The sequence below is a fragment of the Microbacterium maritypicum MF109 genome (assembly GCF_000455825.1).
In the GTDB taxonomy this organism is placed as follows: Bacteria; Actinomycetota; Actinomycetes; order Actinomycetales; family Microbacteriaceae; genus Microbacterium; species Microbacterium maritypicum_A.
The window spans coordinates 68,371-81,925 of sequence record NZ_ATAO01000250.1 but is presented as its reverse complement, the minus strand read 5'-3'; the positions used below and the strand labels follow the sequence as shown (position 1 = coordinate 81,925).

At 69.7% G+C, this 13,555-nt stretch carries 12 protein-coding genes; 6 read left to right on the top strand and 6 right to left on the bottom strand.

Annotation, left to right across the window (positions count from 1 at the left end; genetic code table 11):
* Positions 1 to 26 precede the first annotated feature (26 nt).
* Positions 27 to 1,475 carry a rhamnulokinase gene (locus L687_RS40970; protein WP_021201650.1) on the top strand — a complete coding sequence of 483 codons (1,449 nt, stop codon included), beginning with the start codon at positions 27 to 29 and terminating at the stop codon, positions 1,473 to 1,475.
* A gap of 19 nt (positions 1,476 to 1,494) precedes the next feature.
* On the opposite strand, the gene L687_RS40965 is transcribed toward L687_RS40970, so the two are convergent.
* Positions 1,495 to 2,427, bottom strand: coding sequence for a sugar-binding transcriptional regulator (locus L687_RS40965; protein WP_021201649.1), 933 nt, complete (start codon positions 2,425 to 2,427; stop codon positions 1,495 to 1,497).
* Positions 2,428 to 2,585: 158 nt separating this feature from the next.
* On the opposite strand from L687_RS40965, the gene L687_RS40960 reads away from it, so the two are divergent.
* From L687_RS40960 to xylB, 5 genes are all read left to right on the top strand, one after another.
* Positions 2,586 to 3,632: an NAD(P)-dependent alcohol dehydrogenase gene (locus tag L687_RS40960; protein WP_021201648.1), complete on the top strand. Its 1,047-nt coding sequence runs from the start codon at positions 2,586 to 2,588 to the stop codon at positions 3,630 to 3,632.
* The gene (locus L687_RS40955) at positions 3,629 to 5,203 is read left to right on the top strand and encodes a sugar ABC transporter ATP-binding protein (RefSeq protein WP_021201647.1); all 1,575 of its coding nucleotides are present in this window, start codon (positions 3,629 to 3,631) and stop codon (positions 5,201 to 5,203) included. The genes L687_RS40960 and L687_RS40955 overlap by 4 nt, the downstream gene beginning before the upstream one ends.
* Positions 5,200 to 6,207, top strand: coding sequence for an ABC transporter permease (locus L687_RS40950; RefSeq protein WP_021201646.1), 1,008 nt, complete (start codon positions 5,200 to 5,202; stop codon positions 6,205 to 6,207). The genes L687_RS40955 and L687_RS40950 overlap by 4 nt, the downstream gene beginning before the upstream one ends.
* A gap of 113 nt (positions 6,208 to 6,320) precedes the next feature.
* A complete protein-coding gene (locus L687_RS40945) occupies positions 6,321 to 7,337 on the top strand; it encodes a substrate-binding domain-containing protein (RefSeq protein ID WP_373695054.1) in 1,017 nt (338 codons plus the stop codon).
* Between the two features lie 73 nt (positions 7,338 to 7,410).
* Complete coding sequence (gene xylB, locus L687_RS40940; RefSeq protein WP_021201644.1) at positions 7,411 to 8,811, top strand: xylulokinase; 1,401 nt, start codon at positions 7,411 to 7,413, stop codon at positions 8,809 to 8,811.
* Between the two features lie 35 nt (positions 8,812 to 8,846).
* Here xylB and rhaI read toward each other — a convergent pair whose 3' ends face one another.
* Genes rhaI through L687_RS40915 form a run of 5 tightly spaced genes read right to left on the bottom strand, consistent with a single transcriptional unit; the run spans position 8,847 to position 13,549 of the window.
* A complete protein-coding gene (gene rhaI, locus L687_RS40935) occupies positions 8,847 to 10,013 on the bottom strand; it encodes an L-rhamnose isomerase (RefSeq protein ID WP_021201643.1) in 1,167 nt (388 codons plus the stop codon).
* The gene (locus tag L687_RS40930; RefSeq protein ID WP_021201642.1) at positions 10,010 to 10,372 is read right to left on the bottom strand and encodes an L-rhamnose mutarotase; all 363 of its coding nucleotides are present in this window, start codon (positions 10,370 to 10,372) and stop codon (positions 10,010 to 10,012) included. Before L687_RS40930 ends, rhaI begins: the two co-directional genes overlap by 4 nt.
* 58 nt (positions 10,373 to 10,430) lie before the next feature.
* Positions 10,431 to 11,462, bottom strand: a complete 1,032-nt coding sequence (gene rhaS / locus L687_RS40925) for a rhamnose ABC transporter substrate-binding protein (protein WP_021201641.1) — start codon at positions 11,460 to 11,462, stop codon at positions 10,431 to 10,433.
* A gap of 45 nt (positions 11,463 to 11,507) precedes the next feature.
* Positions 11,508 to 12,560, bottom strand: a complete 1,053-nt coding sequence (locus L687_RS40920) for an ABC transporter permease (RefSeq protein WP_021201640.1) — start codon at positions 12,558 to 12,560, stop codon at positions 11,508 to 11,510.
* Positions 12,557 to 13,549 carry an ABC transporter permease gene (locus L687_RS40915; protein ID WP_046399060.1) on the bottom strand — a complete coding sequence of 331 codons (993 nt, stop codon included), beginning with the start codon at positions 13,547 to 13,549 and terminating at the stop codon, positions 12,557 to 12,559. The genes L687_RS40920 and L687_RS40915 overlap by 4 nt, the downstream gene beginning before the upstream one ends.
* Positions 13,550 to 13,555 lie beyond the last annotated feature (6 nt).

Sequence of the window (13,555 nt, the reverse complement as noted above, 5' to 3'; positions counted from 1 at the left end):
GAAGCCCGGACCCTAGGCTGAGGGACATGCCCGAACTGCCCCTCGGCTCGGCGAGCTTCCGAGCTGCCGCCGTCGACCTCGGAGGGTCCAGCGGTCGCGTCGTGAGCGCGACCGTCGACGGGGATCGGCTGCGGATCGACGGGGTGCACCGGTTCCGCAACCGCGCGTTCACGGACGAGCTCGGACTGCGGTGGGATGCCCAGCGGCTGTACCGCGACGCGGTCGCCGGTCTCGCGGCGCTTCGCCGCGAGGGACCCGCCTTCGCCAGTGTCGGCGTGGACGCCTGGTCGGGAGACTACGGGCTGCTCGCCTACGACGGCCTGCTCGATGCTCCCTTCCACCAGCGCGATGCCCGCACCGACCGCAGCTTCCCCCTCGTCGACGCGATCCTCCCCGCCGCCGATGCCTTTCGAGACACCGGGGTCACCGCCCTCCCGATCATGACGATCTACCAGCTGATGGCCGACCGGGAGGCCGGGCGTCTCGACACCGTGCAGCGGATGCTGCTGATGCCCGATCTGCTCGCGCACTGGCTCGGCGCCGAAGAGGTCGCCGAGGCGACGAACGTCTCCAGCACCGGCCTCGCCCTCCCCCGCGGTGCCGGCTGGGATGCCGGCCGGATCGACGCGCTGGGCCTGCCGGCGCGGATCTTCCCCGAGATCGTCGCGCCCGGCACCGTGACCGGGCGTGTGGCTGGCGGCATCCTGGCGCCCGGGGATGCCACCGACATCACCGCCGTCGCCTCGCACGACACCGCCAGCGCCGTGATCGCCGTCCCCGCGCGCGACGAGGACTTCGCCTTCGTGTCGTGCGGCACGTGGATCCTCACGGGTGTCGAGGTCGATCGCCTCATCACGAGCGACCGGGCCCGCGAGGCGGGTTTCACGAACGAGCTCGGCCTCGACGGCACCGTGCGGTTCCTCCGGATCGCCGCCGGGCTCTGGATCATCAACGAGTGCATGCGGGAATGGGGGCTCGACGGCTGGGGAGCACGCAGCACCGCCGCCCGTCGCGAGCTGCTGGCCCGTGCCGACACCGCCCCGGGCACCCGGGTGCCGATCGACACCGGAGACCCTCGCCTGCTGCGCCCCGGGCAGATGACCGCGCGCATCGCGGAACTCGTCGCGGAGGCCGGCGGACGCATGCCCACCGACCGCGCCTCCGTGGTGCGGCTGGTGCTGGAGAGTCTCGGGGCGTTCGTGGCCCGACAGGTCGACGAAGCAGCGGCGCTCTCGGGTGTGGACGTGCGGGTGATCCACCTGGTCGGCGGCGGCTCCGAGTCGTCGATCCTGGCGCAGGCCGTCGCCGACCGCTCGGGGCGCGCCGTGGTCGCGGGGCCGTCGGAGGCCACGTCGATGGGCAACATCCTGGTGCAGGCCCGCGCGCACGGCGCGGTGCACGGAGGTCTCGGCGATCTGCGCCGCGTGGTGCGCGCCTCCACCGAGCTGCGGCGCTACGAGCCCGTCCGCCGCTGAGCGGGCTGGTCGGTCCCGCTCAGGCCGAGGTCTCGAGCAGGCGCCGGGCGAGAGCGGCATCGGTCACCAGGGAATCGACGATCCCTGACCGCAGGGCGGCGGCGACGGCACCCGTCTTCGAGGGGCCTCCCGCGACGGCGATCACCTCGGGGATGCGGCGCAGCTGCTCGGTGGATACCGCGAGAGACCGCTCGGCCACCGACCCCACGACGGCACCGTTCTCGTCGATGAGCGTCGCGCAGATCTCGGCCTTCACCCCCGCCGCGAGCAGCTCGTCGAGCGCGCCCGCGCGCCCGGCATTGTCGTACAGCTGCGAGTCGGGCGGGCTCCAGGAACCGATCGCGACGACGGCCTTGGTCACCGAGTCGAAGCGGCGGAAGGTCTCCATGATGCCGGGCTCGCGACGCAGGGCCGAGGCGGTGGCGGCGGTCTCGACCAGCAACGGGGCGAAGATCGCGCGGGAGCGTCCCCCCGAGATGCGGCTCACCTGGCGGATCACCTCGACGCCGTTCTCGGGCGTGGGGGCGGCGACGCCGGCGAGCTGCACCACCTCGCACGTCGCCAAGGTGCGCAGGTGTCCGGCCATCGCGGTCAGGGTGCGTCCGGCCGTGAGCCCCAGCACGTCGCCCTCGGTGACGATCTCGCTGAGCAGGTCGGCAGCTGCGCGCCCGAGCCGATCCTGAATGAGGTCGGGCGTGGTGCCGGGAGTGATCACCGCGAGAGCGCGCGTCAGCCCGAAGCGGGCGCGCAGCTGCATGGACAGGTCGAGATCGAGGGAGTCCGGTGCCTCGATCGTGATCTTCACCAGCCCCTGCTCGAGCGCATCCTCCAGCATCCGCGCGATCTTGAAACGGGAAAGGCCGAGTTCGTCGGCGATCTCGATCTTCGTCCGCCCGTCCAGGTAGTGCCGGCGCGCGACGTGCGAGATCCGCACCAGTTCATCGGGTCCCATGTCGCCTCTTCGTCTCGCGTCGTGTCAGGTCGGTTCAGCATATCCCGGTTTCTCCTTCTGCGCTCATATGAGCGGCCAGTTGTCTCATCCGTCACGCATGGCTAATGTCGGTCGAGCAATCACGACCCCACGATTGCACCCGCACCACGAGGAGCCCGATGAAGCGCACTGAACTGCCCACGACCATGCGTGCGAGCGTGCTGGTGCGCGCCGGCGAGCTCACGGTGGAGACCCGCCCCGTGCCGATCCCGTCCGCCGATCAGGTGATCGTGCGGGTGAACGCGGTCGGCATCTGCGGCTCCGACGTCCACTACTTCCACGAGGGGCGCATCGGCGACTTCGTCGTGGAGGAGCCGCTCGTCCTCGGCCACGAAGCCGGCGGCACGATCGTCGCGGTCGGGGCCGACATCGACGACGCCCGCGTCGGCGAGCGCGTCTCGATCGAACCGCAGCACCCCTGCCGGGTGTGCGAGTTCTGCCGCAGCGGGCGCTACAACCTCTGCCCACGGATCGAGTTCTACGCCACCCCGCCGATCGACGGCGCCTTCGCGGAGTACGTCGCGATCCAGGGCGACTTCGCCTACACCGTTCCCGATTCCGTGAGCGACGACGCCGCAGCGCTCATGGAGCCGCTGTCCGTCGCCATCGCGGCCGTGCAGAAGGCCGGTGTGCGACCCGGGAGCCGCGTGCTCATCACCGGGGCGGGGCCCATCGGCATCGTCACCGCGCAGACCGCACGCGCATTCGGTGCCACCGAGATCGTGATCAGCGACCCGATGGCCGAGCGTCGCGAGGTCGCCCTCCGGTTCGGCGCGACCGCCGCCGTCGACCCGGCGGCCGGACCGCTCGGCTCGGGATACGACGCCTTCGTCGACGCCTCGGGATCCCCCGTCGCCGTGAAGCAGGGCATCTCGGCATTGAAGCCCGGCGGCATCGCCGTGCTCGTCGGCATGGGCGCCGACGAGATCGCCCTCCCCGTCTCCACGATCCAGAACCGCGAGCTGATCGTCACCGGCATCTTCCGCTACGCGAACACCTGGCCCACGGCGATCGAGCTGGTCGCGTCCGGCGCCGTCGACCTCGATGCGCTGGTCACCGGGTCGTTCGGCCTCGCCGAGGTGCGCGAGGCTCTCGATTCCGCCTCGCACCCCTCGACCCTCAAGAGCATCGTGCGTCCTGACCGCGAGCACGCGAGGGAATCATGACCGACCTCGAGCGCACGGGGAACATCACCCTCGACGAGCAGCCCGACATGCTCGCGTGCGTCGACATCCGCAAGGCGTTCGGCGGAGTGCCCGTGCTCAAGGGCGTGGGGCTGCACCTCGTGCCGGGCACCGTGACGGCGCTCGCTGGCGAGAACGGTGCCGGCAAGTCGACGCTCATGAAGATCGCCTCGGGCCAGATGAAGGCCGATGCCGGTCGTGTGCTCGTGCGCGGCGAGGAGCTCACCGCGGGATCCGCGCGCGACGCCCACCAGCGCGGCATCGCCATCGTGCCGCAGGAACTGGCCTCGATCCTCGACACCACGGTGTACGAGAACATCTTCGTGGGGCGGGAGCTGCGCAACCGGTTCGGGCTGGTCGACCGCCGCCGCATGGCCAGGGAGGCCCGGCAGATGCTCGCCGAGTTCGGCGTCGACATCGATCCCGGAGCCCGGATGGGATCGCTGCCGGTGGGACTGCGGCAGATCGTCGAGATCGTCAAGGCGACCAGCACCGGCGCGCGGGTGCTGCTGCTGGACGAACCGACCAGCGCGATCGCCGAGCGCGAGGTCGCCCGCCTGATCGAGAGCATGCGCATGCTGCGCGACCGCGGCGTCGCGATCCTCTTCACGACGCACAAGATGGAGGAGATCCGCGCGATCGCCGACCGGGTCGTGGTGCTCCGCGACGGCGGCCTCGTCGCGGATGCACCGCTCTCAGAACTCAGCGACGACGACATCGTGACCGCGATGATCGGCCGCGAGCTCGAAGACCTGTTCCCCGACCTGCCGCCGGCTTCCGACGACATCGCCCTCTCGGTGCGCGGGCTCGAGTACACACCGGCCCCGCAGCCGGTTGACCTGCAGGTGCGCCGCGGTGAGATCGTGGGGCTCGCGGGGCTCGTCGGCGCCGGACGCACCGAGCTGATCGAGGCGCTGTTCGGCGTGCGCTCCGCGACTGCGGGTGAGATCGCCGTCGGAGGCGCTCGCGTGCGTCGCGGACGCCCCGCCGACGCGATCACCGCCGGCATGGCCTTGGTCCCTGAGGACCGCAAGGGCGCGGGAGCCGTGCTCAGCATGGACATCCTCGCCAACGCGACCCTGCCGCGCATGAACCAGTTCTCGGTCGCCGGATGGCTCAAGGGCCGCAGCCGCGTGGACGCCGTCTCCGAGGTGATGAGCTCCGTGCGCCTGCGCAGCCGTGGTCTCGGGCAGCTGATGGAGACGCTCTCGGGCGGCAACCAGCAGAAGGTGGTGCTCGCGCGCTGGCTCACCGGCGAGGTGAAGGTGCTGCTGCTCGACGAACCCACCCGCGGCGTCGACATCGGCGCCCGCAGCGAGATCTACCGCATCATCACCGACCTCGCCGCCTCGGGCATGGCCGTGGTGATGGCGTCGAGCGACATGCCGGAGATCCTCGCCCTGTCGCACCGCGCTCTCGTGCTCAAGGACGGCGGCGTGGTGGCGGAGCTCGACCGCACCGCCCTCCAGCAACCCGACGTGCAGGACCGCATCTTCCGACTCGCGAGCGGACTCGACATCTCCGACGCACCTTCCGCAAAGGACGACCAATGACCGACACCCGCACCGCCGCGCCGACCTTCGTGCCCGAGTCGGAAGTGAAGCGCTTCAGCCCGACCTGGTTCGGCGACCTCGCGATCCGCTACGCGATGGTGATCGTGATGGTGCTCATCATCGCCTTCTTCCTCTACCGCAGCGCGCGCTTCGGCACGGTCGACAACCTGCAGACGATCCTGGTCGCGGCGGCACCGTTCGCCCTGATCGCCCTCGGGCAGACGCTCGTGATCCTCACCGGCGGCATCGACCTCTCGGTCGGCAGCGTGATCGCCGCAGCGGCCGTGTTCGGCAGCCTCACCGCGAAGGCGTTCCCGGATCAGATCTGGCTCGCGATCGTCGCCGGAGTCGTGGTGGGGTTCATCGCCGGGGCCATCAACGGCTTCGTGGTGTCGGTGATCAAGGTGCCACCCTTCATCGCGACGCTCGGCATGCTCACCCTCGCGTCCGGTGTCGCCTACGTCGCGGGCAACGGCGCCCCCATCACCGGTCTGCCGGCCGACTTCTCCCGCATCGCCAATGCCCAGTTCGGCGGGCTCACCCTGCCGGTCATCCTGATGATCGTCGGCATCCTGGGACTCGCGATCATCATGCGCCGCACCGCCTGGGGTATGCGGGTCTACGCGATCGGCGGCAACCCGATCGCCGCTGGCATCGCGGGCATCAACGTCGGACGCACCATCTTCAGCGTGTATGCCATCTCCGGCATGCTCGCCGGCATCTCGGGCGTCATGCTCGCCAGCCGTGTCACGCTCGGCGCTCCGAACCTCGGCGTCGGCTACGAGCTCGACGCGATCGCGGCGGTCGTGATCGGCGGCGCGAGCCTGCTCGGCGGCCGCGGCTCGATCTGGGGGACCGCCCTCGGACTGCTCCTCATCCAGACCCTCAACAACGGCCTCGACATCCTGACCGTGCCCGCCTACTGGCAGAAGGTCATCAAGGGGGTGCTCATCGTCGCGGCGGTCGCCGTGGACGTGTGGGCGACCCGACGACGAAGCCGCTGACCGATCACGACGAAGAACCCTGCTTCATCGCACCATCCAACGAGAGGAATCCCATGTTCACCAAGAAGAGCCGCATCGCCGCGGCTTTCGCCGTCACCTCCGTCGCCGCGCTGATGCTCGCCGGATGCGGCGCGGGCGACCCGAACGCGAATACCGGCAGCGGAGACGACAGCGGCCAGGAGCGCATCACCATCGGTGTGAGCGTCTACGACATGTCGTCGTTCGTCACCGAGGGCAAGGAGGGCATCGAGCGCTACGCCGAGGAGAACAACATCGAGATCCTGTGGAACTCCGCAGGGCTCGACGTCAACACCCAGGCGAGCCAGGTCGACCAGTACGTCACCGCCGGTGTCGACGCGATCGTGGTCATCCCGGTGCAGGCCGACTCGCTGCAGCCGCAGATCGCCGCCGCGAAGGCCGCCGACATCCCCTTCTTCGACGTCAACGCCTCGCTCAACAGCGAAGACCTCACCGGTTCGGTGCAGCCCGACGACGTGGCCGCGGGCGAGCAGGAGGCGCAGATGATGATGGAAGCCCTCGGCGGAAAGGGCAACGTCATCATCCTGCAGGGTCCGCTCGGAGGCTCGGGTGAGATCAACCGCGGCAAGGGCATCGACAACGTGCTCGCCGAGAACCCCGACGTGAAGGTGCTCGCCAAGGACACCGCGAACTGGAAGCGCGACGAGGCCGTCAACAAGGTCAGCAACTGGATCTCGGCCTTCGGCGACGACATCGACGGCGTGATCGCCCAGAACGACGACATGGGGCTCGGTGCTCTGCAGGCGCTCAAGGAAGCCGGGATGACGGATGTGCCGATCGTCGGCATCGACGGCATCGCCGACGGGCTCGAAGCCGTGAAGAACGGCGACTTCATCGGCACCTCGCTGCAGAACGGCACGGTCGAGCTGTCGGCCGGCGTGGCCTACGCCGCGGCCATCGTGCGCGGAGAGGACGTCAAGGAGAACCCGGTCTACCTGATGCCCGCGATCACGAAGGACAACGTCGACGAGGCGATCGGCCACGTGGTCACCGAGCGCGACGCGTTCCTGAAGAACCTCAGCGAGATGACCAACAAGAACCTCAAGAGCGGCAACATCGCTTACGAGGGTCTCACCGGCCAGTCGGAGTGACGGCCGCACCCGAGCCGCGAGGATGCTTCGGCGTCTTCGCGGCTCGGGTCGTTCACGGATGAGGGAGAGGCAGATGCCGTCGACGTACGTCGCCGGCGTGGATTCGTCCACGCAGAGTTGCAAGGTGACCGTGCACGAACTCGCGACCGGGGAGGTGGTGCGCACCGGACGGGCATCGCATCCGCCCGGCACGGAGGTCGCTCCCGAGGCGTGGTGGTCGGCCCTGCAGCACGCGATCGTCGACGCCGGCGGTCTGGACGACGTGGCCGCGATCTCGATCGCCGCGCAGCAGCACGGGCTCGTGGCACTCGACGCACAGGGGCACGTCGTCCGCGACGCGCTGCTCTGGAACGACGTGCGCAGTGCGGACGCCGCGGCGGCGCTCGTGGCGGAGGTCGGCGCGCAGGAGTATGCGCGTCGGGTCGGAGTCGTGCCCGTGGCGTCGTTCACCGGAGCCAAGCTGCGGTGGCTGCGTGATCACGAGCCCGCGAACGCAACCAGAGTCGCTGCGGTCGCCCTGCCCCACGACTGGCTCTCCTGGCGACTGCGCGGGTACGGGCCCGTCGGTGCGTCCGCGCTCGGTCCCGCCCTCGACGCCCTCGCCACCGACCGCTCCGACGCGAGCGGCACTGCGTACTGGAGCGCCTCCACAGGCGCCTACGACCTCGACCTGCTCGAGCGTGCGTTCGGTCGCGTCCCGATCCTCCCCCGCGTCCTCGGGCCCGCCGAGCGGATGGGCGTCATGCCCGGAGGCACCGCGGTCGGAGCCGGTCTGGGCGACAACGCCGGTGGTGCGCTGGGACTCGGTGCCCGACCGGGCGACGCGATGATCTCGATCGGCACGAGCGGCACGGTCTTCGCGGTCGCGGATCGGCCCCTCGCCGACCCCACCGGAACCGTCGCCGGCTTCGCCGACGGAAGCGGGAATCATCTCCCGCTCGTCGCGACCCTCAACGCGGCCCGGGTGCTCGATACGGTCGCCGGGCTGCTCGGCGTCGATCACGACGCACTCGCCCTCCTGGCGCTGGCCGCCGAACCCGGAGCGGACGGCCTGGTCCTGCAGCCCTACTTCGAAGGGGAGCGCACCCCGAACCGCCCGGATGCCACGGCCACGTTGTTCGGCATGTCGCTCGCCTCGACCCGACGCGAGACGCTGGCGCGCGCTGCGGTGGAGGGTCTTCTGTGCGGTCTGGCCGACGGCCTCGACGCGATCCGTCGGTGCGGCGTGCCGGCCACCCGCATCCTGCTCATCGGTGGGGCCGCGCGCAATCCCGCCGTCTCGCAGATCGCGGCTCAGGTGTTCGATGTGCCGATCGTGGTGCCGGGCATCGACGAGGCCGTCGCCCGAGGGGCGGCGGTGCAGGCGGCCTGGGCCCTCACGGACGAGCGCCCGTCCTGGGCAGACGGCGAGGCGCGGTCGTTCGCGGTCGACCACCGTCCGATCATCCGAGAGCAGTACGCCGCCCACGTCTGAGCCGGGCGGCGTACTGCTCTGCAGAGGACCTGCGGTCAGGCGCCCCAGCCGGCCTGCACTCCGCCCACCCGCTCGGCGGCGATCCGCTCCTGGTAGCCGGAGGCGAGATAGGCGGCCATCGGATCGGCGGCGAGACCGCGCGACTCCCGCCATTCGGCCAGGGCGGGCCGCACGTCGGTGTAGAAGGCATCCATGAAGAGGGCGTTCGCGGCGAGCACGTCGCCCGACCTCTGGGCAACGGCGAGCGCGTCACGGTCGACGAGCAGCGCACGCGCCGTCATCTCCTGCACGTTGAGCACCGAGCGGATCTGGCCGGGGATCTTGTCCTCGACGTTGTGGCACTGGTCGAGCATGAACGCCACGTCGGGGTTGTTCAGGCCGCCACCGCGGATCACCTCGAACAGGATGCGGAACAGCTGGAACGGGTCGGCCGCGCCCACGATCAGGTCGTCGTCGGCGTAGAAGCGCGAGTTGAAGTCGAACGAGCCGAGCTTGCCGAGGCGCAGCAGCTGCATCACGATGAACTCGATGTTCGTGCCCGGGGCGTGGTGGCCCGTGTCGAGGCACACCATCGCCTTGTCGCCGAGCGCGCTGACCTGCGCGTACGAGGTGCCCCAGTCCGGGACGTCGGTGTGATAGAACGCCGGCTCGAAGAACTTGTACTCGAGCACGAGGCGCTGGTCGTCGCCGAGGCGGTCGTAGATCTTCTGCAGCGAATCCTGCAGGCGGTCCTGGCGCCCGCGCATGTCGGCCTGGCCGGGATAGTTCGACCCCTCGGCCAGCCAGATCTTGAGGTCGCGGCTGCCGGTCGCATCCATCACGTCGATGCAGGCCAGGTGGTGGTCGATCGCCTTCCGCCGGATCGCGGCGTCCTCGTGCGTGAGGGCGCCGAACTTGTAGTCGTCGTCCTGGAACGTGTTGGAGTTGACCGTGCCGAGGGTGACTCCGTGATCCTCGGCGTGCGTGCGCAGATCGGAGTACGAGTCCACCACGTCCCACGGGATGTGCAGCGCCACCGCGGGAGCGAGTGCCGTGTAGCGGTTGACCTGGGCGGCGTCGGCGATCTTCTCCCACGGATCCCGCGGGGTGCCGGGGGTGCCGAACACCTTGAAACGCGTGCCGGAGTTGCCGAAGGCCCAGCTGGGGAGCTCGATGCCCTGCTTCTCGAGGATGGCGAGGTTCGAGGGGGTGAGGATGCTCACGATGCACTGCTTTCGTTCTGGAGACCGGAGGAGGAGAGCTGGTCTTCGAGGTGGAACACCTCGGGAAGTGTGGGGGCGGCCTGGTCCGGTCGGCCGTCGAGGCCGACGAAGAAGCGACTCATCTCGGCCTCCCAGCGCGCGGCGACGGGCGACGCGGCGAGATACGCCTGGGCCGCGGCGTCGTCATCGGTCTCGTAGTAGCCGATGAGCTCACCGTCGGGAGCGAGGAACAGCGAGTAGTTGCGGCGTCCGGCCGCCGCGATCTCGGCGAGCATCTCCGGCCACACGGGCGCGTGACGCTCGCGGTACTCGTCCAGGAGCTCCGGTCGCACCTGGAGCTTGACGCATACGCGGGTCATGAGGGCCTTTCTGCGAGCGCCCGGCCGACCACTGTGCCGGCCGGGCGCCCGGTGTCCATCAGAAGTCGAACTCGCCGATGTTGTCGGCGTTGAACACGAACGGGTCGCCGAGCAGCACGACGCCGTCGTCTCCGACCGTGTACTCGCCGAGGTCACCGGCGGTGAAGGTGTCGCCCTTCTTGCCCGTGATGTCGCCCTCGATGAGCGCCTGCGCCGCGAAGGCCGCGAGGTAGCCGAGGTCTTCCGGGTTCCACAGCGCGAACGACGTGACGGTGCCGTCCTCGACGTATTCCCGCATCTGGTTCGGGGTGCCGAGCCCGGTGAGCGCGACCTTGCCCTTGTAGTCCGAGGTCGACAGGTAGCGGGCGGCTGCCGCGATGCCGACCGTCGTGGGCGAGATGATGCCCTTGAGGTCAGGGTGGGTCTGCAGCAGGGCCGCGGTCTTGTCGAACGACGTCTGGTCGTCGTCGTCGCCGTAGACGGTCTCGACGAGCGTGATGTCGGGGTAATCGCTGGCGAGGTATTCCTTCATCAGGTCGATCCAGGCGTTCTGGTTGGTCGCGTTGGCCGAGGCCGAGAGGATGGCGATCTCTCCGGCGCCGCCGATCTGCTCGGCGATCTGGTCGACCTGCACCTTCGCGATGCCCTCGGAGTCCGCCTGGTTGATGAAGACGTCGCGGCATTCCGGGTTGGTGTCGGAGTCGAAGGTGACGACCTTCACGCCGGCGTCGCGCGCTTCGTTCAGCGCGTCGCAGATCGCCTTCGGATCGTTCGCCGAGACGACGAGTGCTCCGACGCCCTGCTGCGTGGCCGTGTTGATGTAGCTGACCTGCGCATCGGGGGTGGCTTCGGCCGGCCCGACCTCGGCGAACGTGCCGCCGAACTCCTCGACGGCCGCCTTGCCGCCCTTGCTCGACGTGTCGAAGTAGGGGTTTCCGAGGTTCTTGGGCAGGAAGGTGATGGCGAGGTTGCCGTCTCCGCCGCCGTCGCCGCCGTCTCCGCTGCCGGTGCTCGCGCATCCGGACAGGGCGACCGCTGCGGCCACCGCGATGGCGGCGAACGCGGTCACACGCTTGCGTGCAAACATCATTGTTCTGTTCCTTTCGTGAGGGGTGCCGCTATTGCGGCGTCGGCGTCATGAAGCTGTGGGTGCGGCGCCGGTGGTCGAACGTCCTGGTCTGCGCCGAGCCTTCTGCAGCCAGGCGAGGAAGCTGGCGGCGACCACCGAGACGATCAGCAGGGCGCCGGTGATGATGTTGATCACGTCGGAGGTCACGTTCATCAGTCGCAGCGCGCTGGCGAGTGAGCCGATGAGCAGGGCCGCGGCGACGACGCCGTAGAGCTTTCCCCGCCCGCCGAACACCGAGACCCCGCCGAGGACGACAGCGGCGATCACCTGCAGCTCGAGGCCGGTGGCGTTGTCACCTCGCGCGCTGCCGTAGCGGAGCGTGTAGAACACCCCGGCGAACGCGGCGACCACTCCGGAGAGCACGAAGAGGATGAACTTCGTCCGCTCCACGTGCACGCCCGAGAACCTGGCGGCGTCCTTCGACAGTCCGATCGCGTACACACCACGCCCGAACGGGGTGTAGTGCAGCAGGAGGATGAAGCCCACCAGCAGGAGCAGGAAGGGGATCATGACCACGGGGATCGTCGTGCCGGCGAGCTTCGCCTTGGCGAGGTCGGTCCAGAACTCGGGGAACTCCGTGACCGCCGCGGTGCCGAGCAGGCCGACCGCGAGGCCGCGGAACAGCGCGAGGGTTCCGATGGTCACCGCGAGCGAGGGCAGGCCGACGACGGTCACGAGGAACCCGTTGAAGGCACCGCCGACCAGACCGACGAGCAGCGCGGCGAGCGCGGCGACCTCGAAGGGGATCCCGCCCTGCACGAGCGCTCCGGTGACGACGCTGGAGAGCCCCACCATGCTGCCGACCGACAGGTCGATCTCGCCGGTGATCATGACGAGCGTCATCGGCAGGGCGATCAGGAGGATCGGGGCGATGTCGAGGAGCAGGTAGGTGAGCGTGATCGGCTGACCGAAGCCGCGCACCGTGCTCGCGGAGGCGATGACGACGAGGACGAGCAGGGCGACGATCGCCATCTCCCTCGTGAGGAGCACACGCCGCCAGAGCGGCTTGTCGAAGTCGCGGATCACCCGGGTGGTCGCGGTCGCGGTCGCGGCGGTCATGACTTGTCCCTCGCTTCGATGAGCCGTCGTTTCTGGCGGACGGCGAGGACACGGTCGAGCACGATCGCGCCGATGATCAGGAGGCCGACGACGGCGCGCTGCCAGAAGTCGGGGATGCCGAGGATGGGAAGGGCCCGGTTGATCGTGAGCAGCAGCACCGCACCGATCGCCGCCCCCCAGACCGAGCCGATGCCGCCGGTGATCGCGACGCCGCCGATCACGGCCGCGCCCACCGCGTCGAGCTCCCACCCGGCTCCGGCCTGCGAGTTGATGGTGCCGTAGCGGGCGGCGTAGAACACCCCGGCGAGACCGGCGAGCGCACCGGAGACGACGAAGGCGGTCAGCACGCGGCGCGTGACGCGGAGGCCGTAGAGCTCCGCGGCCGTGGGATCGGATCCGATCGCGTAGTACTCGCGGCCGCCACGGGTGTTCTTCATGTACCAGGCGGCTGCGGCGAGCACGATGAGTGCGACGATCGTGAGGATCGGGATGCCGATGAGCTGCCCGGTGCCGAGGGCGAGGAAGTCCTTCGGCATGTCGGAGGCGTTCACCCGGTCGCTGCCGGTCCACAGCACGTTGATGCCGCGGTAGGCGTAGAGCGTGCCGAGGGTGATCACCATGGCGGGCACTTTGGCGAAGGCGACCAGCGCCCCGTTGATGAGTCCGAGGAGGGCTCCGAACACGACGGCGGCCACCACCACGATCATGATCGGGATGCCGGGGACGTCGATGAACAGGCGACCGGTGAGGTAGGCGGTGAGCCCCATGACCGAGCCGACCGAGAGGTCGACGTTGCGGGTGATGAGGACGATGGCCTGTCCGACGGCGACGAGCACGAGGATCGACGGCGTGAGGAGCAGGTCGCGCCAGCCGTCGGGGCTGAACAGGAAGTTGGAGTTGTTCGTCGTGGCGGCGATGATCACGAGCGCCAGGGCGAGGAGGATGCCGAACTCTCGCGCCCTGCCGAGGGCTGCGAACCTCTTCGTCATCGAGGA